Origin of the sequence: Streptomyces kaniharaensis (assembly GCF_009569385.1) — a bacterium.
Taxonomy (GTDB): domain Bacteria; phylum Actinomycetota; class Actinomycetes; order Streptomycetales; family Streptomycetaceae; genus Kitasatospora; species Kitasatospora kaniharaensis.
The window spans coordinates 4,045,889-4,067,943 of sequence record NZ_WBOF01000001.1 but is presented as its reverse complement, the minus strand read 5'-3'; the positions used below and the strand labels follow the sequence as shown (position 1 = coordinate 4,067,943).

Genomic DNA, 22,055 nt, shown 5'->3' with positions numbered 1-22,055 from the left:
CGCTCCAGTATCCGCGACCGGGGCCCGAATGAGCCGCAGCCGTACTACACCGGTGCGGTACGGTCCGCCTCCGGCCGCTCACGCTGTTGTCCCCCGGCCCGCAGGCGCTGGCTGATCACCTGTGAGATGCCGTCGCCCTTCATGGTCACGCCGTACAGGGCGTCCGCGGACTCCATGGTCAGCTTCTGGTGGGTGATCACGATCAGCTGGGAGCTCTCCCGCAGCTCCTCCATGATCGCGATCAGCCGGCGCAGGTTGGTCTCGTCCAGCGCCGCCTCGACCTCGTCCATCACGTAGAAGGGGCTGGGCCGCGCCTTGAAGATCGCCACGAGCAGCGCCACCGCGGTCAGCGAGCGCTCGCCGCCCGACAGCAGCGACAGCCGCTTGACCTTCTTGCCCGGCGGGCGGGCCTCCACCTCGAGGCCGGTGGTGAGCATGTTGTCGGGGTCGGTCAGCACCAGCCGGCCTTCACCGCCCGGGAAGAGCCGGGCGAAGACGCCCTCGAACTGGGCCGCGGTGTCGTGGTAGGCGGAGGTGAACAGCTGCTCGACCCGCTCGTCCACGTCCCGGACGATGTCCAGCAGGTCGCGCCGGCTGCGCTTGAGGTCGTCCAGCTGCTCGCCGAGGAACTGGTGGCGCTCCTCCAGCGCGGCGAACTCCTCCAGCGCCAGCGGGTTGACCTTGCCGAGCTGCTGGTAGGCCTTCTCGGCCGCCCGGAGCCGCTTCTCCTGCTCGGCCCGGTCGTACGGGTACGGCTCGCCCGGCTCCCGGCCCTCCTCCCCGGTGCCATCAGCGGCCGACGCCGCGGGGGCCGGCGGGACGAGCTGGTCCGGTCCGTACGAGGCGAGCAGTTCGCCGCCGTCGATGCCGAACTCCTCCAGCGCCCGGGCCTCCAGCTGCTCGATCCGCAGCCGCTTCTCGGCCCGCAGCACCTCGTCCCGGTGGCCGGCGTCGACCAGCTTGTCCAGCTCTTCCTTGAGGCCGCGGCCGTGCTCGCGGTGTGCCCGGAGCTCGGTCTCGCGCTCGCCGCGCTCCTGTTCGACGGCGGCCCGCCCGGCGTCCGCGCGGGCCAGTGACACCTCCAGGCAGGCCAGCAGCTGCCGGGCGCCCGCCGCGACGGCGTTCGCCACGGCGGCGTCGTGCTGGGCGCGCCGGCGGCGCTCGGCGGCCCGGGCTCGCGCCTCGCGCTCGGCACGGGCGGCCCGGTCCAGCTGGTCGGCCCGGCCCGCGAGCGCGCGGACCCGCTCCTCGTGGGTGCGCACCGCGAGCCGCGCCTCCAGCTCTGCCTGCCGGGCGGCCGAGGCGCCCTCGGCCAGCCGCTGCTGCTCGGCCGGGTCCGGCTCGTCCTCCCCGGCCTCGGCGGACTCCTCGGCCGCGGCGAGGCGTTCGGCCAGTTCCTCGGCGGTGGCGAGCAGTTGGGCCAGACCCTCCTCGGCGCGCGCGGCGGCGGCCGACAGCCGTTCGGCCTCGCCGGCGGCGGCGCGGGCCTGCCCGCCGAGGCGGCCGAGCGTGCCGGCCACCTGGGCCCTTTCCTTCTCCGTCTGTCGCCGCTGGACGGCGAGTTGCTCCAGTGCGGCGGCCGACTCCCGGCGCTGCTCGGTGAGTTCGGCCAGCCGCTCGGCCGACTCGGCGCAGCGGACGGCCAGTTCGTCGATCGCCCGGGCCGTCTCGTCCACCGCGGCCTGGGTCTCCAGCAGGCTCGGCGCGCCGCCGGAGCCGCCCTGGGCGAAGCCCGCGCCGAGCCTGTCCCCGTCGGCGGTGACAGCGCTCAGCCCAGGGTGCGCGCCGATCAGCCGCAGGGCGTCGTCGAGGGTGGCGACGACCGCCACCCCGGCGAGCAGGCTTCGCGCGGCGGCGAGCAACTCGGCCGGGCCGTCCACCAGTTCACCGGCCCAGCGGGCCTCTGCGGGCAACTCCGCAGCTGGCAGCTCCGCACCGGTCAACTCCTCAGCGGGCGCGCCGGGTTCGGGCGCACCGGCGATCAGCAGCGCGGCCCGGCCGGCATCCTCGGCGCGCAGCAGCCGCAGCGCCGCGGCGGCGGAGTCCGGCGAGTCGACGGCCACCGCGTCGGCCGCCGCACCGAGGGCCGCCGCGACGGCGACCTCGTGGCCCGGTTCGACCCGCAGCAGCTCGGCGGCCGGCCCGAGCAGTCCGGCCAGCTTCTCCCCCGCCGCGAGCAGTGCGCCGCTGCCGTCCTTGCGGCGCAGCCCGAGCGCCAGTGCCTCGTGCCGCGCGGTGAGCCCGGCCCGCTCGCGCTCGGCGGCCCCGGCCGCCTCCCGGGCGGCCGCGAGGTCCCGCTCGACGGCGGCGAGGCGTTCCCGGGCCTCGTCGTGGGCGGCGTCGGCCCGTTCGTCGTCCCCGGCGAGGCCGTCGACCTGCTCCTGCAACTGCTCGAACTCGCTCCGGGCAGCCTCGGCGCGCAGCAGTGCCTCGTCCCTGGCCTCCGTGAGCCGCCCGATCTCGGCCTCGGCCGAGGCGGCCCTGGAGCGGGCCGCCGCCGCCTGCCCCTGCAGCCGGGCGAGCCCTTCCCTGCGGTCCGCGATGGCCCGGGCGGCGTCCCGCAGCCGGCGTTCCTCGGCGGCCAGGTCGCGCTCCAGCTCGCCCTTGCGCTCGACCGCCTCGGCCAGCGCGTACCGGGCCTCGTCCAGCGCCTCGGCCAGCGCGGCCTCCTCCTCCCGGACCCGTTCGGCCTCCCGCTCCAGGTCCTCGGGGTCGCGCCCGCGCCGCTCCTCGGCCTGTCCTCCGGCGGCGGCGTGCCGGGCCCGCGCCTCGGCCAGTCCGACGGTGCCGCGGGTGCGCTCGGCGAGCGCGGAGAGCCGGTACCAGGTCTGCCGGGCGGTCTCCAGGCCGGGGCCGAGCTGCTCGACCTGCGCCTCCAGGACGGCCTCGCGCTGCACCGCGCGCGCGAGCTCCTGTTCGACGGTGGTGCGGCGCAGCCGCAGCGCCAGTTCGTCGGCGACCTCGGCCTCGACGGCCTTGCGGAGGGTGAGCAGGTCGTCGGCGAGCAGCCGCAGCCGGGCGTCGCGCAGGTCGGCCTGGATGCCGGCGGCCCGGCGGGCGATCCTGGCCTGCCGGCCGAGCGGTCCGAGCTGGCGGCGCAGTTCGGCGACCAGGTCCTGGACGCGGTTGAGATTGGCCTGCATGGCGTCCAGCTTCCGCAGCGCCTTCTCCTTGCGCCTGCGGTGCTTGAGCACGCCGGCCGCCTCCTCGATGAAGGCCCGGCGGCCCATCGGGTCGGCGTGCAGGACGGAGTCGAGCTGGCCCTGGCCGACGATGACGTGCATCTCACGGCCGATGCCGGAGTCGGAGAGGAGCTCCTGGATGTCGAGCAGCCGGCAGGTCTGGCCGTTGAGCGCGTACTCGCTGCCGCCGTTGCGGAACATCGTCCGGGTGATGGTCACCTCGGCGTACTCGATCGGCAGGGCGCCGTCGGTGTTGTCGATGGTGAGGCTGACCTCGGCGCGGCCGAGCGGGGCGCGCCCGCTGGTCCCGGCGAAGATGACGTCCTCCATCTTGCCGCCGCGCAGCGATTTGGCGCCCTGCTCGCCCATGACCCAGGACAGCGCGTCGACGACGTTGGACTTGCCGGAGCCGTTCGGGCCGACCACGCAGGTGATGCCGGGCTCGAAGCGCAGTGTGGTGCTGGAGGCGAAGGACTTGAACCCGCGCAGCGTCAGACTCTTCAGGTGCACGCGGCCGGTCTCCTCATCGCTCGCGACAGGCCCCGACGGCGACTGTATCCCCCGCGAGCGGCGCGGGCCGGACCCGGACACGACGAAGGGACGCCACAACGGGGCGTCCCTTGCATGCTGCGTCCCTTTCGGGGCGGCTCAGTGCACAGCGGCGTCGACCTGCGAGGATCGGGCGGGACTCAGGTGAGAGCCGGCTCCCGCTGATCCAGATCGATGCTGTTGAGCAGCGAGTGCTCGTCAGCGACAGCGGTGAGCGCGTCGTTCTCAGCCTGCATCCGGAGAAGCTCGGCTTCAAGGTCCTGGACGCGCTGCTGGAGCCGTCGCATCTCGGAGAGCATTCGCGGGTCGGGGCCGCCGACGTACCCGAGAAGCGCCTTTGCCATGATGAATGGTCCTCCACGCTGAGTGACCGAACCGGAACGGTACAGGTCTAGGGGGAAGGGGGACGCACGCGCGGCGCGCACCCGGAGTGCTGGCTGGGCACTACGGCACAACCACCGTGAGCTGGGCTCGCGACGGCATGCGCCTGCCGGGAAAACGCGGTCGTGTGCGCGGGCTTCCAGCGTCTCACCAAAGACGGTACGGGTCAACACGATCACCGCACGCTACCGCGCCCCTGTCACCTGCCTGGCGGAGTCGTCACGCCGGGGGTCTCGGGCCGGGTCCACCACCTACTCGTGGATCATCATTCGATGCGGAGTCAACCACGAGTCTGCCCGGATGGCAACCGTATGACACCGCCGATTGCGGATCTTTTCGCCGGGCACCCGTCGGGGCCCGGGCTCAGCGGATCTCGAAGCCGTCGTAGCCGGCGCCGACGGCGGTCCAGATCTCGGTCACACCGGTCACGCTGCCGGGCGTGTCGGGGCCGCGGAGCAGGTCGAGCAGCAGCTCGCAGTCGCCGGCCAGGCCCTCGGCCACCACCTGGACCCGGCCGTCGCCGAGGTTGCTGGCGTAGCCGGTCAGGCCGATCTCCAGCGCCCGTGCCCTGGTCCACCAGCGGAAGCCGACCTGCTGGACCTTCCCCCGGACCCAGGCGGTCACCCGGATCGGTTCCTCACTGTGGGCGTCGCGACCGTGCATGCCCCGACCCTAGCCGCCCGTGGACCCGGTCACAGATCCGGGCAGCAGTGCGGCCCCGCCGGATGGTCCGGCGGGGCCGCAGGGCGATCGTCAGATCATCGGGTCAGCGGCTCACCAGTCGCCGCCACCACCGCCGAAGTCGCCGCCACCGCTCCAGTCGCTGCCGCTGAAGTCCGCGGCGTTGAAGTCGGCGCCGGTGTAGTCGCCGCCCTCGTACTGGTCCTGGTAGCCACCGTGACCGCCATGGCCGCCGTACTCCATCGGCGCCGCGGCGTAGGCCGGGGTGCTGAGCATCGAGCCGAGCGCGGTGCCGACCAGCAGGCCCGGCAGCAGGCCCCCGCCGAAGCTGCTGTAGTACCCGCCCGCGTACGGCGCGTAGGCCGGGCCGGCGTTCCAGTACGGCTGCGGGCCGTACTCGGTGTCGACGGTGCGGACCGCCGGGTCGAGACCGGCCGCGACCCGGTCGGCGTCGGCCTGGCAGACCGGGACGGAGCGGGCGGCGCCGCCGGCCGGGGCCCAGTCGACGTCCTTGACGGACGGGCCGTGCCGCGGGTCCATGAAGCACGGGGGGCGGCGCTCGGGCAGGGGCCGCTTCTCCCGTCGGGCGGCCAGGGTAGCCAGCTGGAACCGGCCGTCCTCGATCGCCTCGGTGACCTGCTTGACGTCCTCGGGCTTCTTGGCCTCGTCCATCAGCCGCTTGGACTTCTCGTACGAGTCCAGCGCGCTGCTGTAGTCGGCGCGCTGGGCGTCGTCGGCGTCCGCCGCACGCGGGTTGAAGTCGAGCCGCTCCAGCTCGGTGCCGAAGGCGGTGATGTCCTCGTCGACGACTCGGCGCAGCTGCTCCAGCTCGGCACGGGCCTTCTCCTCCTTGCGCTTCTTGGCGCGGCGGAAGAGGAAGAAGACGCCGGCGCCGGCCAGGGCCACCAGCACCACCGGGATGACCACCCAGGCGATCGAAGTGCTGTGGTTGACCCCGGTGCCCTTGGTCTGCGGGGCGGCCTGGTCGACGAAGTCGTTCAGGGTGGCGTTGATGTCACCCTTGTCGGCGCGAGCGACGGCGCCCCCGATCCGGTCCGCGACGCCGACGCCCATCGCGCCGCGGTCGGAGCGGGCCATGAAGCCGCTGGTGCCCCGCCAGACGCCGTAGACGCCGTCGATGCCCACCAGGGTGCGCAGGTCCGTCAGGACGGTGTCCTTGTTGGCGGCGTCGGGGACGACCGCGATGAAGATCGGCTTGTCGGCCTTCTCGATCTTCTTGGTCAGAGCGTCCGCCTGGGCCTGGCTGAAGCGGTCCAGCATCTGCGGGGCGACGTAGACCTGCCCCTTCTTCAGGGTGGCGGCGGCGTCGCTCAGCCCGCCGGCGGCCGACGCCGCCGGAGCCAGCAGGAGCAGCAGCCCGAGCAGCGCCGCCACGACGGCGAGCGGCCCGGTGCCCCGGGAACGTCGAGCAAGGGTTCTCATAACCCCCGACGCTACCGCGCCCGGCGCCGGAGCACGGCATACCCTTCGCATACTGGTTATGACAGGACTCCCCGCCGTCCGCCGGGGCCGCTCCCCTCCGCGGGGATGAGGTTTCCCCCAGTCGTCCCTGAACCGGGTGGCCGGCGGGAACCGCGGCAGGCGTCCGGACGTACGTTCCGGCGGGCCCGGCGTGGTCGAGGGGTGTGCCGACCGTACCGTGCGGGCGGGCATAGTGGTCCCGGACCACTCGTCCCATTACCTGTTTTTGACCGCTTCTCCCTCCTGACCCCTTACTCCTGATCGGAGCACTCGGTGATCATCGGCCTCGTCACCGCCGTGGCGGCATCCGCCTGCTACGGCACCGGCTCGGTCCTGCAGGCCGTCGGATCCCGCCGTTCCGCCCGGGAGGAGGCGGCCAGGGGCGCCACCACCGCCATCACCGAGCACGGCGGGCCGAGCCTGTCCTCGACCGCGAAGGCCGCCGTCACCTGGGAGTTCATCCTCGGCACGGTGCTCGACCTGGTCGGCTTCCTGCTCGGCGCGCTGGCCGCCCGGCTGCTGCCGCTGTTCCTCTCCCAGACCATCATCAGCGCCAACCTGGTGATCACCGCGGTGCTGAGCATCAAGCTGCTCGGCATCAGGCTCAAGCAGCTGGAGTGGGCGTCCATCGGCGTGCTCTGCTCGGCGCTGGTGATGCTGGCCGTCGCGGCCGGGCCCGAGGGCGGCCACGACGCGGACATGTCCTTCCACTGGTGGCTGCTGATCGTCACCACCGTGCTGCTGGTCGGCGGCAGCCTGCTGGTGCGGCGGATGGGCTCGAAGGGCGCGATCGTCGCCGGCCTGCTCTCCGGCCTCGGCTTCGGGGGCCTCGGCATCGGCGTGCGCATCCTCAACGGCATCGACCCGTTCGAACTCGGCAGTCTGCTCTCCGACCCGGCCCTGTACGCGATCCTGATCGGCGGCCTGGGCGGCATGTACGTGCACACGGTGGCGCTGCAGATCGGCTCGGTGAACGGAGCGACGGCCGCCCTGGTGGTCGGCGAGACGGTGCTGCCCGGCGTGGTCGGCGTGCTGTGGCTCGGCGACTCCTCCAAGGCCGGTCTGGGCTGGCTCGGCGTGGTCGGCTTCCTGCTCGCGGTGGTCTCCGCCGTGGGCGTCGCGTACTTCGGCCAGGACACCCACGGGGCCCTCGGCGACGCCGCCGAGGGCAGGCCCGAACTGGCCCACCGCTAGCGGGCGTTGTCAGTCCCCGCTGCGGGCCCGCGGCACGCGCTGGCAGCGGGGGCAGAAGTAGCTGGAGCGGTTCGTCCAGGCGGCCCGCCGGATCGGGGTGCCGCAGCGGCGGCAGGGCTCGTGCTCGCGGCCGTAGGCGTCGAGGTCCCGGGAGAAGTAGCCGCTCTCGCCGTTCACGTTGACGTACAGGCTGTCGAAGCTGGTACCGCCGACGGCCAGCGCCGCGGTCATCACGTCCCGGGCGTTGGCCAGCAGGGCGGCGGCCAGCGGGCGGGTGAGCGTGGCGGTCGGGCGGTCGTAGTGCAGCCGGGAGCGCCACAGCGCCTCGTCGGCGTAGATGTTGCCGACGCCGCTGATCAGCGTCTGGTCGAGCAGCGCGCGCTTGACGGTCGTGCGCCTGGCCCGCAGCGCGGCCACGAAGGCGGCGTCGTCGAAGCGTGGGTCGAGCGGGTCGCGGGCGATGTGGGCGATGGAGACCGGCGTCCCCTCCGGGTCGTTCTCGGCCTCCTCGACGGCGAGGCCGCCGAAGGTCCGCTGGTCGACGAAGCGCAGTTCGCGCCCGCCGTCGGTGAACCGCAGCCGCACCCGCAGGTGCGTCTCGTCGGGCACCGACGGGTCCTGGACGAGGAGTTGGCCGCTCATCCCGAGATGGCCGATCAGCGAGAATCCGCCGAACTCCGGCGTCGCGCCCGACCCGGCCAGCGGCACCCACAGGTACTTGCCGCGGCGCTGCGCGGTGCCGAGCGTGGTGCCGGTCAGCCGGGCGGTGAAGTCGGCCGCGCCGGCGGGCTGGCGGCGCACCGCGCGCGGGTGCAGCACCTGGACGTCGGCGACCGTCCGCCCGGCGACCCAGTTCGCCAGGCCACGGCGGACGACCTCGACCTCGGGAAGTTCGGGCACGGGAACAGGCCTCCTGCGGACAAGGATCAGCAGGGAAAGGCTACTGCTCGCTCACGCCCCGGCGGGCAGCCGGTCGGCGTACTTCTCCTTGATCGCCCGCCAGGCGCTCTCGGCGGCCTTCTGCTCGGCTTCCTTCTTCGAGCGGCCGACGCCGCTGCCGAAGTCCTCGCCGGCCACCCGGGCCGCCGCGGTGAAGGTCTTCTCGTGGTCCGGACCGGACTCCATGACCACGTACTCGGGCACCCCGATGCCCACCGAGGCGGTGAGCTCCTGGAGGCTGGTCTTCCAGTCCAGGCCTGCGCCCAGCTGAGAGGACTCCTCGATCAGCGGGTCGAACAGCCGGTGGACGAACTCGGTGGCCGCGTCCAGGCCCCGGTCCAGGTAGACGGCCCCGATGACGGCCTCGACCGTGTCGGCGAGGATCGACGACTTGTCCCGGCCGCCGGTACCCTCCTCGCCCTTGCCGAGGCGGATGAACGCGCCGAGGTCCAGGCCCCGGCCGACGTCCGCGAGCGCGCGGGAGTTGACCACCGCGGCGCGCAGTTTGGCGAGCGTGCCCTCCGGGACGTCCGGGTGGACGCGGTAGAGGGTGTCGGTCACCACCAGGCCCAGCACCGAGTCGCCGAGGAATTCCAGGCGCTCGTTGGTGGGCAGACCCCCGTTCTCGTACGCGTACGAGCGGTGGGTCAGGGCACGTACCAGAAGGGCGCGCTCAAGCGTGTACCCGAGGCGCCCTTCCAGGACGTCGTATTCGGTCGAAGCCGGCCCGCCGGCCCTGCCACCGCCCGAAGAACCCTTCGGGGCGGAGGACGCCTTGCGGGTGGAGTTACCGTCCGACATCGATCCGTGCACCCCGCCGATCAGACCGAGAGGACCTGGCGACGGTTGTACGTGCCGCAGCTCGGGCACGCGATGTGCGCCAGCTTCGGCTCGTGGCAGCGGTCGCACGCCACGAGGGCCGGGGCGACGGCCTTCCAGTTGGACCGGCGGTGGCGCGTGTTGCTGCGCGACATCTTCCGCTTCGGAACAGCCACGGCTACTTCTCCTGGTTCTCGGCGAGACCCTCACGGGTGTCGCTGTTCTTGATTCCGTCACCCTCGTCGCCGTGGGCGGCGGAGAGTCCCTGCAGAGCCGCCCACCTGGGGTCGGCGGCGTCGTGGTGGTGCGCCGGGTCGTCGCTCAGGCGTGCCCCGCACTCGGAGCACAGGCCCAGGCAGTCTTCCTGGCACACCGGCTGCAGCGGCAGTGCGAGCACCACCGCGTCACGCAGCACCGGCCGGAGGTCGAAGTAATCGCCCTCCAGACGGTAAGTCTCTTCTTCCGAGTCCTCGTCGAGGTCCTCGGCCCCGGCGGTCCGGGCGCGGTGACGCTCGTCGGACTCCGGGTAGTAGTACAGCTCCTGGAAGTCCACGTCGATGTCGAAGTCGACGGGCTCCAGGCACCGGACGCACTCGCCCTCGACGTGGGTCTCGGCGGTGCCGGTGACCAGCACGCCCTCGACCACGGACTCCAGGCGGAGGTCCAGGTCGATCGGGCTCTTCTCCGGGACGCCGATCACATCGATGATCCCCAGGCCCTCGGGGGCCTCAAGGGTGCGGGAGACCTTGCGCATGGCGCCCGGACGACGGCCCAGCTCGTGCGTGTCGAACACGAGGGGGTCGCGGTGGTCGAGGCGGTTCAAGGTGTCCTGACTTCCATGGGAAAACGATTGCGGTGGCGTGCTCGCCGGGCGATGCGCGGGCAAGCCGACAGCCCGACACGGAGAGGCCGGAGTGGTCAGACTACCGGAGTCTCCCGCCAGGCCCAACTTCGGTCCCGGAGGAACCCCCCGGGACCGGCGCTCAGCGCCCGCCGAGCTCCCGCAGCCTGGTCATGTCGATCATGCTGGTGTCGAAGAAGCTCGTCTCGTCCAGCCCGTGCTGCTGCGGCACGGCCGGCGGCGTGGCGGGCTGCTGCGGGTAGCCTCCCGCGGCCTGCCCCCACGTGTCGTACTGCTGCCCGTCGTAGCCCTGCTGCTGGTAGCCGTAGTCACCGTGCTGCTGGCCCGCGTAGTCCGGCTGCTGCTGTGGGTAGGCGCCGGTGGCGTCGTGCTGCTGCTGGTGGCCCCACTGGGCGCCGTACGGGTCGCCCTGGGCGGCCGCGTCGAAGCCGGCGCCGTACACCTCGGCGTACTGGCCGCCGGGCTGCTGGGCCGCGTACTGGTCGCCGCCGGCGGCCTGCCAGCCGGCCGCGGCCGGGGTCTGGTCCGGCCAGGTCTGCTGCTGCGGCACGTCCTCGCGGTACCAGGCGATGTCGTCGCCGTCGGCGTCGCCGGCGAAGCCCGCCGCCACCGCCTCGGCCCGCTCCTTGGCCTGCTGCGCCTCGTCGGCGGCGGCCAGGTAGGCGCCCAGCTCGTCGATCGGCCGCTTGCCGAGCAGCTTGTCGCGGCCCTTGCCGACGGCGTCCAGGGTCGCGCTGAGGACGTTCTCCAGCGTCGCGAGCTTCACATCGACGTACTCGTCGACCTCGGGGCTCGGGCTGACCTGCTGCGGCTGGAACTCCTCGCCGTCGGTCTCGCCCTCGTACTCGGCCTCGAAGACGCCGGAGTCGCCGCGCAGCTTGGTCCGGCCGCGGCCGACGGCGCCGAGCGTCTTGGTCAGCACCACCTCGAAGTTGGCGAGCTTGCTGTCCACGTAGTCGTCGGCCTCGGCCCGCTTGGTCTCCACCTCGGCGCGTGCCTCGGCGAGGATCCGGTCGGCCTCGGCCTGGGCCCGGCGGACCACCTCGGTGTCGGAGATCAGCGAGCCGCGCTCGGCGTGCGCGCCCTGGATGATCCGGTCGGCCTCGGCCTGGGCACCGGCCACCACCTGCTCGTGGTCGGCCATCATCGACTGGGCCTGGGCCAGTTCGGCGGGCAGCGCCGTCTTGAGGTCGTTGAGCAGGCCGATCAGCTCGGCACGGTTCACCACGCAGGAAGCCGACATCGGCATCGAGCGGGCGTTCTCGACCGCCGCGACGATCTCGTCGACCTTGTTCTGCACGTCCACGGGGCTTCGTCTTTCCGTGTGCCGCCGACGGTCCGGCGGAGGCAGGCCCGGCGCGGTGGACCTCACCGCAGGGCAGGGATACAGACTGTACGACCACTGCGGGGCGGGGTCACAACGCCCGGCCAGGACCAGGCCTCCGGGGACGCCAAGGAAAGCTGACGAACCGTGACGAACCGGCAGAAACGGACAACCGGTGCTACTGCTGGGCCTTGCGCTCCGCGATCCGCTCGACCAGCCGGCGGTGCACCACCTCGGGCAGCAGGTGCGAGACGTCGCCCCCGTACGAGGCGACCTCCTTGACCAGCGTGGAGGACAGGAAGCTGTACGTCGGCGAGGTCGGCACGAAGAGCGTCTCGACGCCCGTCAGCCCGTGGTTCATCTGGGCCATCTGCAGCTCGTAGTCGAAGTCGCTGACGGCGCGCAGCCCCTTGACGATCGCCGGGATCCCGCGGTCCCGGCAGAAGTCCACCAGCAGGCCGAGGTGCGACTCGACCACGATGTTCCCGTAGGGCGCCGTGACCTCCTCGATCAGGGCGATCCGCTCCTCGATGGTGAACATGCCCTGCTTGTTCCGGTTGACCGCCACCGCGACGTGCACCACGTCGTACAGCTTCGAGGCCCGCTCGATGATGTCGAGATGACCGTTGGTGATCGGGTCGAACGATCCGGGGCAGACGGCGCGGCGCATGGCGTGGATGCTCCCTCGTGGGGTGACGGGTGCTGCGGGCCTCCTCGGCCCGGTCAGGGGTGTTGGCGGGCCTCGGCGGCGGCGCGACCGTACCAGAGCGTGCCCTCGCCGTAGCGGCGGGAGCGCAGCACCTCGAAGCCCTCGGGCCAGCCGAACTCGCCGCCGCGGGTGCTGCGCTCCACGGTGACGAGTGCGTCCTCCGCGAGCCAGCCCCCGGCCAGGAGTGTGATCAGCATCTCGCGCACCTCGTCGTCCGTGACGACGTACGGCGGGTCGAGGAAGACCAGGTCGTACGGGGTCTGCGGGGGCGGCCCGGCGATCACCTTCTCGGCCCTGGCGGCCTTCAGCTCCGCGCCGGGCAGACCGATCGTCCGGACGTTCTCGCGGATCACCCGGGCCGCCTGGCCGTCCGCCTCGACCAGGAGGACGTGCTCGGCGCCGCGGGACAGCGCCTCCAGGCCGACCGCGCCCGATCCGCCGAACAGGTCGAGCATCCGGGCCCCGTGCAAGGTGCCGCGCAGCGCCTCCAGGGTGGAGAACATCGCCTCACGGGCCTTGTCGGAGGTCGGGCGGGTGCCCCGGCCTGGCGGTACGGCCAGCCGGCGGCCGCCGGCCGCCCCGGCGATCACGCGGGTCATGGTGGTGGGAGGTCCTTTCGTCGCTGCCCGACCACGCTATACGGCGCCGCGCCCGTGGGCCCCCACCGGTGGATCGGCGGGGCCCACGGGGCTCACGGTCTCAGCTCGCCTCGGCGCCCGCGGACTGGGCCGGGACGGCGGCACCGAGCAGGGCCGGCGAGGCGTACCGGGACCACGACAGGCAGCCGTCGGGCGGGCAGAACTCGGGGCGGCGCGGGTCGTGCCCGAGCTCGCGCAGCTTGGTGCGGACGGAGTCGGGCGTACGGCCGAAGCGGGCGGCGATCCGGGCGACGGTCTCGCCGTCGTGGAACCGCCGGACCAGCTCCTCCTCGTGCTGCGGCACCCAGGGGGCGCCGTGGCCGGGGTACAGCTCGCGCAGCACGTCACGGTCGGGGATGGGCTCGGCGACGTCGGCGACGATCGCCAGCGCCCGCAGCGCGCGGTTGAGCGCGATCCGCAGCGAGGCGACGTCCTCGACCGGCAGGCGGAGCTTGCCCGAGGCGAGCGGCGCGGCGGCCGCCCCCTCGCGCCAGCCGGTCAGGGTGAGGGTGACCTCGCGGTCGTCGTCGCTGGCGAGTTCGATCCGGAAGACCTTGTCGCCGAGCGGGAGCTCGTTGAGATGACGGAATGCCATGGCAGGACCCCCAAGTGTCGCGCCAGGTACGCACCTTGAGGGTGCGTCCTGAACACCTTCATTCTCTCGCGGGGGTCTGACAATCCGGGGTCCGTGAGGGCCCCTCAGCCCTTCTCCATGTAGGCCGCCCGGTCCTCGTCGAGCAGGCTCTCCAGCGCGGTGCGTAGCTCCGGGTGTCCGGCCAGGTCCGGGTCCTCGGCGACCAGCCGGGTGGCCTCGGCCCGGGCGGTGACGATGACCTCCTCGTCCTCCAGCACCGAGAGCACCTTGAGCGAGGACTTCACGCCGGACTGCGCCTGGCCCAGCACGTCGCCCTCGCGGCGCTGTTCGAGGTCGATCCGGGACAGCTCGAAGCCGTCCAGCGTGGCGGCCACCGCGTCCAGCCGGGCCCGGGCGGCGCTGCCCGCGGGCATGTCGGTGACCAGCAGGCACAGACCCGCCGCGCTGCCGCGGCCGACCCGGCCGCGCAGCTGGTGCAGCTGGGAGACGCCGAAGCGGTCGGCGTCCATGATGACCATCGCGGTGGAGTTGGGGACGTTGACGCCGACCTCGATGACGGTGGTGGCGACCAGGACGTCCACCTCGCCGGCCGCGAACCGGCGCATCACCTCGTCCTTGGCGTCCGGGGCGAGCCGGCCGTGCAGGATCTCCACCCGCAGGCCGTCCAGCGGGCCCTTGACCAGCTTCTCGGCCGTCTCCACCACCGAGAGCGGGGGCCGCCGTTCGTCGCTCTCGGCGCCGAGGTCGGCGATGTCCTCCAGGTCCTCCTCGCTCGCCCGGCGCTTCTTCTTCGGATCGCCCTTCGAAGGGGCGGCGGGCTCCTCGTCCCCGATCCGGGGGCAGACCACGTAGGCCTGGTGGCCCTTGGCGACCTCCTCGCGGACCCGTTCCCAGGCCCGGGTGAGGAAGTTGGGCTTCTCCACCGCGGGGACGACGTGGGTGGAGATCGGCGAGCGGCCGGCCGGCAGCTGGTCCAGGACGGAGGTCTCCAGGTCCCCGAAGACGGTCATCGCGACGGTGCGCGGGATCGGGGTGGCGGTCATCACCAGCAGGTGCGGCGGCTGCTCGCCCTTGGCGCGCAGTGCGTCGCGCTGCTCGACGCCGAAGCGGTGCTGCTCGTCGACCACGACCAGGCCGAGGTCCTGGAACTGGACCTTGTCCTCGATCAGCGCGTGGGTGCCGATGGCGATGCCGGCGTCCCCGCAGGCCATGTCGAGCAGGGCCTGGCGGCGGGCCGGGACGCCCATCGAGCCGGTGAGCAGCACCACCCGGGTGCCGAGGTCGGAGCCGCCGAGCATGCCGCCCTCGGCGAGGTCGCCCATCATCTCGACGATCGAGCGGTGGTGCTGCTGGGCGAGCACCTCGGTGGGCGCGAGCAGGACGGCCTGGCCGCCCGCGTCGACCACGGCGAGCATGGCACGCAGCGCGACCAGGGTCTTGCCGGAGCCGACCTCGCCCTGGAGCAGCCGGTGCATCGGGTGCTCGCCGGCCAGGTCGGCGGTGATCTCGGCGGACACCTTCTGCTGCCCCTCGGTGAGGGTGAACGGCAGGCGGGCGTCGAAGGCGTCCAGCAGGCCGCCTTCACGGGCCTTGCGCGGGACGGCGGGCAGCGCGGACTCGGCGGCCCGGCGCCGGGCGAGGGCGACCTGGAGGACGAAGGCCTCGTCCCAGCGCAGCCGGCTCTGGGCGCGCTCGCGGTCGGCCTGGCTGCGCGGGCGGTGGATCAGTTCCAGGGCCTCGGGCAGCGGGATCAGCCCGTGCCGCTCGCGCAGTTCGGCGGGCAGCGGTTCGCCGACGTCGGCCAGGTGCTTGGTGAGGGCGGTCTCGATGCAGATCGACAGCTTCCAGCTGGGCATCTGGGCGCTGGCGCCGTAGACCGGGATGAGCCGGCCCGCGAACTGCCGGGCGGCGTCGGAGTCGGAGTCCTCGTCGAGCAGCTGGTAGTCGGGCGAGACGAGCTGGCGGGTGCGGTTGAAGACGCCGACCTTGCCCGCGAACAGGCCCTGGGCGCCGGCCCTGAGCTCCTTCTGCCGCCAGCCCTGGTTGAAGAAGACCAGCGAGAGCCGGCTGCGGCCGTCGGTGACGACGACCTCCAGCCGGTCGCCCTTGCGGCCCCGGAACGGGATCAGGGTGACCTTCTCGATCCGGGCCAGCACGGTGACGTGCTCGTCGATCTCCAGCTCGTCCAGGCTGGTGAGCTGGCCGCGTTCGACGTAGCGGCGCGGGTAGTGGTGCAGCAGGTCCCCGACCGTGCGCAGCTTGAGACTGTCGGCGAGCACCTTCGCGGTGCGGTCGCCGACGAGCTTGGTCAGTGGTTCGTCGAGAGCGCCCATCAGGCCCCTGTTTACACCACGGGACCGACAAACCGGGTCTCACACCGGGCGGGAACGGGCGCGGCTCACTCCACCCCGATGAGCAGCGGAGCGGACTCCTGCCCGCCGTGGAAGACCACCGCGTCGACCTCGGGCCGGTGGTGGCGGGCGTGCGCGATCAGGTGGTCGGCGAGCGCCTCGTCGGAGCCGTCGCCGAGGATCAGGGTGACGAGTTCGCCGCCCGCGCCGAGCATCCGGTCCAGCACGCTCGCCCCGACCTCGGCGAGCCCGGCGCCGATCACCGCGACGTCGCCGTCGATCAGGCCGAGCACGTCCCCGGCCTGGCAGACCCCGGCCATCGTCCAGGACTCCCCCTCGGCGACGGCGAGTTCGGCGTACCGGGTGGCCCCGGCGGCGGAGGTCATGGCGACCACGTCCTCGTCGAAGCGGCGCCCCGTCTCGTGTACCGCGAGCGCCGCCAGCCCCTGCACCGGCGAGCGGGTGGGCAGGACGGCGATCCGCACGCCCTCCTCGCGGAGCTGGTCGGCGGCGGCCCCGGCGGCGGCGCGCAGTTCGGGGTCGTTGAGCAGCAGCACGACCTCGCGCGCGGCCGACCGGCGGACGGCGGCGGCGAGTTCGGCGCTGGCCGGCGCGCGGTCCGGGTCGGCCCGGAGCACGACGGCGCCGGCCTGTTCGCAGAGTTCGGCGAGGCCCTCGCCGCACACCACGGAGAGCACCGCGCGGGCCCGCTCCTCGCGTTCGCCGGACTCGGCGGCGGTACCGGCCCGGGCGGCGGCCTCGGCGAAGTGGGTGATCCGGATCTGGTGCGGCCGCCCGGCCACGACCCCGGCCTCCACCGCGGCGCCCGCGTCGTCCACGTGGACGTGCACGTTCCACAGGCCGTCGCCGCCGCCGATCACGAGCGAGTCGCCGAGCCCGCCGAGCCGCTCGCGCAGTGCGGGCAGGGCGTCGTCGGGCGCGTCCAGCAGGTAGATGACCTCGAAGGCGGGGTGGCCGGGGCCGGGCGGCCGGGCGTGCACCTCGCAGCTCTCGACGGCCCGGACGTCCCCGCGCAGGGCGACCGGGCCCATCGGCTGCTGCCCGGTGACGGCGTCGGCGAGCGCGCCGAGGACGGCCACCAGTCCGCGCCCGCCGGCGTCCACGACACCGTTCTCGGCCAGGACGGCGAGCTGTTCGGGGGTGTGGCGCAGTGCGTCCCGGGCGGCCCGGTAGGCGGTGTCGGCGACCTGCGCGAGCCCGTCCCCGGCCCGGACGGCCTCCCGGGCGGCGACCCGGGCGACGGTCAGCAGCGTGCCCTCGACCGGTTCGGCGACGGCCTGGTACGCGGACTCGGCGGCCCGCTGCAGGGCGGCCCGCAGCTGGTCGGCGCCGCCGCCCTCGGCGAGCGTCTCGGCGGTGCCGCGCAGCCACTGGGCGAGGATCACCCCGGAGTTGCCGCGGGCGCCGACCAGCGCACCGCGGGCCATCGCCCGGACCGCGTCGGCCAGGCCCGGCGCCGGTTCGGCGGAGGGGTCGGCGAAGCGGCTCTCCACCTCGGCGGCGGCGGACTCGACGGTCAGGTAGAGGTTGGTGCCGGTGTCGCCGTCCGGGACGGGGAAGACGTTGAGCGCGTCGATCTCCTCGCGCGCCTGGCCGAGCGCGCGCAGGGCGAGCTGGCACCAGGTGCGCACGGCCGGGGCGTCGAGCGTGTGCAGCACCAGGTCTCCTCCGGATGGAACGCCGCGGCGGCCTGAGGGGCAGCAGCACATTCAGGGCAGCGACGAGGGGTGATACCGGCAGGTTATCGGGGGCCGGGAGGGGCCGCCCGGACCGGCGACCGGAGCACTCACCCGGCCGGTCATGGTAGTTTCGTTGAACGGGAGCAAGCGTTGTATGCTCTTCCGGTTGCCTGGAACAGTTCCGGGCTCACCCTTTGGTCCGCTCCGGTTCACGTGAGTGTCCCGGTGGCCCTTCGGGTTTTCGAACGTAAGTGATTTCTGAAGTCTTGGAGTGACTCCTGTGGCTGCCAACTGCGACGTCTGCGGCAAGGGGCCGGGCTTCGGCAACAACATCTCCCACTCGCACCGCCGTACCCGCCGTCGTTGGAACCCCAACATCCAGACGGTGCGCGCTGTGATCGGGCGGACGCCGAAGCGGCTCAACGTCTGCACCTCGTGCATCAAGGCCGGTAAGGTCTCGCGCTGACGCGCAGATCGGCATGCCGGTCCTCCAGCGATGCCGGTTCATCCTCGGATGGACCGGCATCGCTGTTTTCCGGACTCATCTGACCGGCATCGTCCGGACCGACATCGTGATGGGCGGGCCCTCGGGCCCGCCCACACGTGTTTCAGCGCCAGCGCCAGGCGTGGTCGACCGGGCCGATCCCGGAGCCGAGCGCGAAGCCGCCGGCGATCGCACCGGTGATGTACTCCTTGGCCGAGCCGACCGCCTCCGGCAGCGACTCGCCCTTGGCCAGCCCGGCGGCGATCGAGCTGGCCAGGGTGCAGCCGGTGCCGTGGGTGTGCCGGTTGTCGTAGCGCGGCGCCCGGTACCAGTGCTCCTCGTCCGGCCCGCCGTAGAGCAGGTCGGCGGCCTCGCCCTCCAGGTGGCCGCCCTTGACCAGCACCCAGCGCGGCCCGAGGTCGAGCAGCGCCTTGGCGGCGTCCAGCATCTGCCCCTCGCCGTCGACGGTGCGGCCGGTGAGCTGGGTCACCTCGTGCAGGTTGGGCGTGGCGAGGGTGGCGACCGGCAGCAGCTTCTCGCGGACGGTGGCGACCGCCTCGGCGGCGAGCAGCGGGTCCCCGTGCTTGGAGACGCCGACCGGGTCGACGACCACCGGGGCGTCCAGCCCGGCCAGCAGCTCGGAGACGGTCTCGACGAGCTCGACGGAGGCGAGCATGCCGGTCTTCACGGCCTGCACGCCGATGTCGTCCACCACGCTGCGGAACTGCGCCCGGACGGCCTCGGCGGGCAGTTCCCAGTAGCCCTGGACGCCGAGCGAGTTCTGTGCGGTGACGGCGGTGATCACGCTCATGCCGTGGACGCCGAGGGCGAGCATCGCCTTGAGGTCGGCCTGGATGCCGGCGCCGCCGCCGGAGTCGGAGCCGGCGATCGTGAGCACGCGCGGAGGAGCCACGCGGGGAGGAGCCACACGGGCATTAGCAGTCGAAACCATGTGGTCAACCTACCTCCGCGCGTTTCAGAGCACGGCTTCCGATTCCGCCCAGCGGTCCGCCGGCACGGTCTTGAGCCGGGTCACCGCGTCGGCGATCGGCACCAGCTCGACGGCGTTGCGGCGCAGCGCGGTGAAGTGTCCGAACGCACCCTTGTGCACGGCCTCCACCGCGTGCCAGCCGAAGCGGGTGGCGAGCACCCGGTCCCGGGCGGTCGGGGTGCCACCGCGCTGGGTATGGCCGAGGATGACCGGGCGGGCCTCCTTGCCGAGCAGGTTCTCCAGCTCGTGGGCGAGCCGGTTGCCGATGCCGCCGAAGGTGCGGTGCCCGAACCGGTCGACGTCGCCGTGGTCGAAGCGCATGGTGCCGGGCAGCGGGGCGGCGCCCTCGGCGACGGCGATGATGGCGAACTTCTTGCCGCGCGCGAAGCGGTCCTCGACCATCCGGGCCACCGCCTCGATGTCGAAGGGCTTCTCCGGGATCAGGACGCCGTGCGCACCGCCGGCCATGCCCGCGGCGAGGGTGATCCAGCCGGTGTGACGGCCCATCAACTCGACGACCATGACGCGCTGGTGGGACTCGGCGGTGGTCTTCAGCCGGTCGATCGCCTCGGTCGCGACGTGTACCGCGGTATCGAAGCCGAAGGTGACGTCGGTCGCGTCGATGTCGTTGTCGATGGTCTTCGGCACCCCGACCACCGGCAGTCCGGCGTCGCTGAACAGCTTGGCGGCGGTCAGCGTGCCCTCGCCGCCGATCGCGATCAGCGCGTCGATGCCGATGTCCCGGGCGAGCGTCTGGGCGTTCTCCACCGCCCAGGCGATCCGGTCGCGCTGCACCCGGGCCGAGCCGAGGATGGTGCCGCCGAGGGTGAGCAGGCCGGTGACGTCGTCGTGCGAGACCGGGCGGGTGCGGCCCTCGATCAGGCCGAGGAAGCCGTCCAGGATGCCGACGATCTCGTCGCCGTGCACATCGGTGCCCCGGTGCACCACGGAGCGGATCACCGCGTTGAGGCCGGGGCAGTCGCCGCCGCTCGTCAGAACACCGATGCGCATGGTGGTGTGCTCTTCCGCTCGCAGTGGGTCGGACCACCCGCGCCGGACGGGCGGGCGGGCTCGGTTCTCCGCAAGCCTACGCACAACCACCCTGCGAAGCCCGTCCGCCGCACACGCGGAGCGTCACGGGCCGTACCGGTGTCCGCTCCCCATCCGCCGTACGCCGTAGGTCACTCGGGGGCTCACCCCGGTCTCACGAGGGGCTCACTCGGCGAAGTGGTCCCAGCCGCCGACGCGGTCCCAGGGCGCGCCGTCGACCGTCACCCGGCCGCTGCGGGTACCCCGCGGACGGCCGGTCACCTCGCCCACCACCCGCCAGCGGGCGGGGAGTTGGACCCCGCGCGGGAAGGTCGCCACGATCGCGTGGTCCTCGCCGCCGGAGAGCACCCAGACCAGCGGTTCCACCCCGACCGCCTGCCCGATGTCGGCCATCTGCGCCGGGACGTCGAAGTCGGCGGCCTTCAGGTCGATGTCCACCTGGCTGGCCCGGGCCACGTGGCCGAGGTCGGCGACCAGCCCGTCGCTCACGTCGATCATCGAGGTGGCGCCCAACTCGGCGGCGGCCGGGCCCGCGTGGTACGGCGGCTCGGGGCGGCGGTGCGCCTCGACGAAGGCGCGCGGCGAGCGGAACCCGCGCTGCAGGACCGTCAGTCCGGCGGCCGACCAGCCGAGCCAGCCGGTCACCGCGACCACGTCGCCGACCTGCGCGCCGGCGCGCGTCACGGCCGCGCGCCCCTGGAGGTCCCCGAGCGCCGTGATGGCCAGCGTGACGGTGTCGCCGCGCACCACGTCGCCGCCGACCACGGTCGCCCCGGCCACCTGGCACTCGTCGCGCAGCCCGTCCATCAGCTCGGTGGCCCAGGTGGTGGGCAGGTCCGCGGGGGCGACCAGGCCGAGCAGCAGCGCGGTCGGCACCGCGCCCATCGCTGCCACGTCGGCGAGGTTCTGGGCGGCGGCCTTGCGGCCCACGTCGTAGGCGGTGGACCAGTCCCGGCGGAAGTGCCGGTTCTCGATCAGGACGTCCGTGGTGGCCACCACCCGGCCGTCGGGCGCCTTCACCACCGCGGCGTCGTCACCCGGGCCGAGGTCGACCGCGTCGGTGAGCGGTACCCGGGCGGTCAGTTCCCTGATGAGACCGAACTCGCCGAGCTCGCCCACGGTCCCCTGCATCTGCCGTCCTCTCGCGTTTCCATCAGAACTCGTGCCGCATGTCGCGCTCCCCCGCGCAGCGTACGCCCTCCGCGGGTGCAGAGGTCTCCCCTCCCCGGCCCCCTGCGCGGTAGCGTGGTGATCAGACTGCCGGTGAGCCCGCTTCCCACCCTCGACGCCTGACCGGGCGATCACGGCGGCGTCCCCCGTAACCGGCCGCCGGGAGGTCCCCCCGTGGTACAGGCATACATCCTGATCCAGACCGAGGTCGGCAAGGCCACCGCCGTGGCCGAGTCGATCTCCAAGATCCCGGGCGTGCTGACGGCCGAGGACGTCACCGGCCCGTACGACGTGATCGTCCGGGCCGAGGCCGACACCGTGGACGACCTCGGCCGCCTGGTCGTGGCCAAGGTCCAGCAGGTCGAGGGCATCACCCGCACCCTCACCTGTCCGGTGGTCCACCTGTAAGGCCCGGCTACCATCGGCGGGTGGCCAGAGAACTCCGCGTCCCCCGCGCCCTGGCGGCGCTGCCCGCCCCGGTCCGCTGGCTCGCCCTGCCCGTCGCGCTGACCTGCACCGTCGTGGTGCTGCTCGGCAGTTGGAGCGCGTCCGACGACGGCGTCGAGGTGCCGCAGCCGACCGGCAAGGCGGCGGGCTACTGCCGGAAGCTGGCCGCCGCCCTGCCGCAGGAGCTGCTCGGGCACGCCCGCAGGGACCCGTCGCCCGCGTCGCCGTACGTGGCCGCGTGGGGCACCACGTCCCGTACGGTGCTGCGCTGCGGCGTCGACCGCCCGGACGAGCTGAACGGCGAGCACGCGATGGACTGGTCCCCGACCGTCGACGACGTCACCTGGTGGTCGCAGAAGCTCACCGACGGCGGCTACCGCTTCGTGACGACCCAGCGCAGCGCCTACGTCGAGGTGACCGTCCCGGCCGGTGCCGCGGCGAACCCCTTCGACCCGGCCGCCGCCCTGACCGGCGCGGTCAAGGCGAACATCCCCGGCTGAGCGTGAC

The 22,055-nt window shown here is 73.2% G+C and carries 21 protein-coding genes; 4 read left to right on the top strand and 17 right to left on the bottom strand.

Going from position 1 to position 22,055, the window contains the following annotated elements; all coding sequences use genetic code 11:
• Positions 1-44 precede the first annotated feature (44 nt).
• From smc to F7Q99_RS18325, 4 genes are all read right to left on the bottom strand, one after another.
• Positions 45-3,692, bottom strand: coding sequence for a chromosome segregation protein SMC (gene smc / locus F7Q99_RS18340; RefSeq protein WP_326846827.1), 3,648 nt, complete (start codon positions 3,690-3,692; stop codon positions 45-47).
• A gap of 179 nt (positions 3,693-3,871) precedes the next feature.
• A complete protein-coding gene (locus F7Q99_RS18335) occupies positions 3,872-4,075 on the bottom strand; it encodes a hypothetical protein (protein WP_045702518.1) in 204 nt (67 codons plus the stop codon).
• A gap of 400 nt (positions 4,076-4,475) precedes the next feature.
• Positions 4,476-4,775: an acylphosphatase gene (locus F7Q99_RS18330; protein WP_153462829.1), complete on the bottom strand. Its 300-nt coding sequence runs from the start codon at positions 4,773-4,775 to the stop codon at positions 4,476-4,478.
• A gap of 111 nt (positions 4,776-4,886) precedes the next feature.
• On the bottom strand, positions 4,887-6,236 hold the full coding sequence (locus tag F7Q99_RS18325) for a DUF4381 domain-containing protein (RefSeq protein ID WP_153462827.1): 1,350 nt from the start codon (positions 6,234-6,236) through the stop codon (positions 4,887-4,889).
• A 312-nt stretch (positions 6,237-6,548) separates the two neighbouring features.
• Between F7Q99_RS18325 and F7Q99_RS18320 the strand changes: the two genes are divergently transcribed.
• Positions 6,549-7,469 (top strand): hypothetical protein, encoded by a 921-nt coding sequence (locus tag F7Q99_RS18320; protein ID WP_326846826.1) that lies wholly within the window; start codon positions 6,549-6,551, stop codon positions 7,467-7,469.
• Between the two features lie 9 nt (positions 7,470-7,478).
• Here the strand turns inward: F7Q99_RS18320 and mutM are convergent, their stop codons facing one another.
• The 10 genes from mutM to F7Q99_RS18270 all read right to left on the bottom strand — a co-directional run bounded on the left by mutM (position 7,479) and on the right by F7Q99_RS18270 (position 17,436).
• A complete protein-coding gene (gene mutM, locus F7Q99_RS18315; RefSeq protein ID WP_326846825.1) occupies positions 7,479-8,369 on the bottom strand; it encodes a bifunctional DNA-formamidopyrimidine glycosylase/DNA-(apurinic or apyrimidinic site) lyase in 891 nt (296 codons plus the stop codon).
• A 51-nt stretch (positions 8,370-8,420) separates the two neighbouring features.
• Positions 8,421-9,209 (bottom strand): ribonuclease III, encoded by a 789-nt coding sequence (rnc, locus tag F7Q99_RS18310; RefSeq protein ID WP_153462824.1) that lies wholly within the window; start codon positions 9,207-9,209, stop codon positions 8,421-8,423.
• Between the two features lie 20 nt (positions 9,210-9,229).
• Positions 9,230-9,403, bottom strand: a complete 174-nt coding sequence (gene rpmF, locus F7Q99_RS18305; protein ID WP_030275709.1) for a 50S ribosomal protein L32 — start codon at positions 9,401-9,403, stop codon at positions 9,230-9,232.
• Positions 9,404-9,405: 2 nt separating this feature from the next.
• The gene (locus F7Q99_RS18300) at positions 9,406-10,050 is read right to left on the bottom strand and encodes a YceD family protein (protein WP_153462822.1); all 645 of its coding nucleotides are present in this window, start codon (positions 10,048-10,050) and stop codon (positions 9,406-9,408) included.
• Between the two features lie 160 nt (positions 10,051-10,210).
• On the bottom strand, positions 10,211-11,395 hold the full coding sequence (locus tag F7Q99_RS18295) for an ATP synthase F0 subunit B (RefSeq protein ID WP_153462820.1): 1,185 nt from the start codon (positions 11,393-11,395) through the stop codon (positions 10,211-10,213).
• Between the two features lie 196 nt (positions 11,396-11,591).
• Entirely contained in the window at positions 11,592-12,083 is a 492-nt protein-coding gene (coaD, locus tag F7Q99_RS18290; RefSeq protein WP_153462818.1) for a pantetheine-phosphate adenylyltransferase, read from the bottom strand.
• Positions 12,084-12,136: 53 nt separating this feature from the next.
• Positions 12,137-12,721, bottom strand: coding sequence for a 16S rRNA (guanine(966)-N(2))-methyltransferase RsmD (rsmD, locus tag F7Q99_RS18285; protein WP_153462816.1), 585 nt, complete (start codon positions 12,719-12,721; stop codon positions 12,137-12,139).
• Between the two features lie 100 nt (positions 12,722-12,821).
• On the bottom strand, positions 12,822-13,355 hold the full coding sequence (locus F7Q99_RS18280; protein WP_153462814.1) for a hypothetical protein: 534 nt from the start codon (positions 13,353-13,355) through the stop codon (positions 12,822-12,824).
• Positions 13,356-13,459: 104 nt separating this feature from the next.
• On the bottom strand, positions 13,460-15,688 hold the full coding sequence (gene recG / locus F7Q99_RS18275) for an ATP-dependent DNA helicase RecG (RefSeq protein WP_153462812.1): 2,229 nt from the start codon (positions 15,686-15,688) through the stop codon (positions 13,460-13,462).
• Positions 15,689-15,753: 65 nt separating this feature from the next.
• A complete protein-coding gene (locus tag F7Q99_RS18270) occupies positions 15,754-17,436 on the bottom strand; it encodes a DAK2 domain-containing protein (protein WP_153462810.1) in 1,683 nt (560 codons plus the stop codon).
• A 250-nt stretch (positions 17,437-17,686) separates the two neighbouring features.
• Here F7Q99_RS18270 and rpmB point away from each other — a divergent pair, with 250 nt between their 5' ends.
• The gene (gene rpmB / locus F7Q99_RS18265) at positions 17,687-17,872 is read left to right on the top strand and encodes a 50S ribosomal protein L28 (protein WP_035846000.1); all 186 of its coding nucleotides are present in this window, start codon (positions 17,687-17,689) and stop codon (positions 17,870-17,872) included.
• A gap of 142 nt (positions 17,873-18,014) precedes the next feature.
• Here the strand turns inward: rpmB and thiD are convergent, their stop codons facing one another.
• The 3 genes from thiD to F7Q99_RS18250 form a co-directional block, all read right to left on the bottom strand.
• A complete protein-coding gene (gene thiD, locus F7Q99_RS18260) occupies positions 18,015-18,842 on the bottom strand; it encodes a bifunctional hydroxymethylpyrimidine kinase/phosphomethylpyrimidine kinase (RefSeq protein WP_153462808.1) in 828 nt (275 codons plus the stop codon).
• 24 nt (positions 18,843-18,866) lie between these two features.
• Complete coding sequence (locus F7Q99_RS18255; protein ID WP_153462806.1) at positions 18,867-19,892, bottom strand: ATP-dependent 6-phosphofructokinase; 1,026 nt, start codon at positions 19,890-19,892, stop codon at positions 18,867-18,869.
• Between the two features lie 204 nt (positions 19,893-20,096).
• Positions 20,097-21,062, bottom strand: coding sequence for a thiamine-phosphate kinase (locus F7Q99_RS18250; RefSeq protein ID WP_153462804.1), 966 nt, complete (start codon positions 21,060-21,062; stop codon positions 20,097-20,099).
• A 213-nt stretch (positions 21,063-21,275) separates the two neighbouring features.
• On the opposite strand from F7Q99_RS18250, the gene F7Q99_RS18245 reads away from it, so the two are divergent.
• Both F7Q99_RS18245 and F7Q99_RS18240 read left to right on the top strand, forming a co-directional pair.
• Positions 21,276-21,509 carry an Lrp/AsnC family transcriptional regulator gene (locus tag F7Q99_RS18245; RefSeq protein WP_218205768.1) on the top strand — a complete coding sequence of 78 codons (234 nt, stop codon included), beginning with the start codon at positions 21,276-21,278 and terminating at the stop codon, positions 21,507-21,509.
• A gap of 20 nt (positions 21,510-21,529) precedes the next feature.
• Positions 21,530-22,048, top strand: coding sequence for a DUF3515 domain-containing protein (locus F7Q99_RS18240; protein WP_195911104.1), 519 nt, complete (start codon positions 21,530-21,532; stop codon positions 22,046-22,048).
• Positions 22,049-22,055: the final 7 nt, after the last annotated feature.

Bases quoted from the DNA above. Each gene is read 5' to 3' on its own strand.
- F7Q99_RS18335 (WP_045702518.1), bottom strand. From the start codon at position 4,075: ATGGCAAAGGCGCTTCTCGGGTACGTCGGCGGCCCCGACCCGCGAATG.
- F7Q99_RS18330 (WP_153462829.1), bottom strand. From the start codon at position 4,775: ATGCACGGTCGCGACGCCCACAGTGAGGAACCGATCCGGGTGACCGCC.
- F7Q99_RS18325 (WP_153462827.1), bottom strand. From the start codon at position 6,236: ATGAGAACCCTTGCTCGACGTTCCCGGGGCACCGGGCCGCTCGCCGTC.
- rnc (WP_153462824.1), bottom strand. From the start codon at position 9,209: ATGTCGGACGGTAACTCCACCCGCAAGGCGTCCTCCGCCCCGAAGGGT.
- coaD (WP_153462818.1), bottom strand. From the start codon at position 12,083: ATGCGCCGCGCCGTCTGCCCCGGATCGTTCGACCCGATCACCAACGGT.
- rsmD (WP_153462816.1), bottom strand. From the start codon at position 12,721: ATGACCCGCGTGATCGCCGGGGCGGCCGGCGGCCGCCGGCTGGCCGTA.
- F7Q99_RS18280 (WP_153462814.1), bottom strand. From the start codon at position 13,355: ATGGCATTCCGTCATCTCAACGAGCTCCCGCTCGGCGACAAGGTCTTC.
- recG (WP_153462812.1), bottom strand. From the start codon at position 15,688: ATGGGCGCTCTCGACGAACCACTGACCAAGCTCGTCGGCGACCGCACC.
- F7Q99_RS18270 (WP_153462810.1), bottom strand. From the start codon at position 17,436: ATGTGCTGCTGCCCCTCAGGCCGCCGCGGCGTTCCATCCGGAGGAGAC.
- thiD (WP_153462808.1), bottom strand. From the start codon at position 18,842: ATGGTTTCGACTGCTAATGCCCGTGTGGCTCCTCCCCGCGTGGCTCCT.
- F7Q99_RS18255 (WP_153462806.1), bottom strand. From the start codon at position 19,892: ATGCGCATCGGTGTTCTGACGAGCGGCGGCGACTGCCCCGGCCTCAAC.
- F7Q99_RS18250 (WP_153462804.1), bottom strand. From the start codon at position 21,062: ATGCAGGGGACCGTGGGCGAGCTCGGCGAGTTCGGTCTCATCAGGGAA.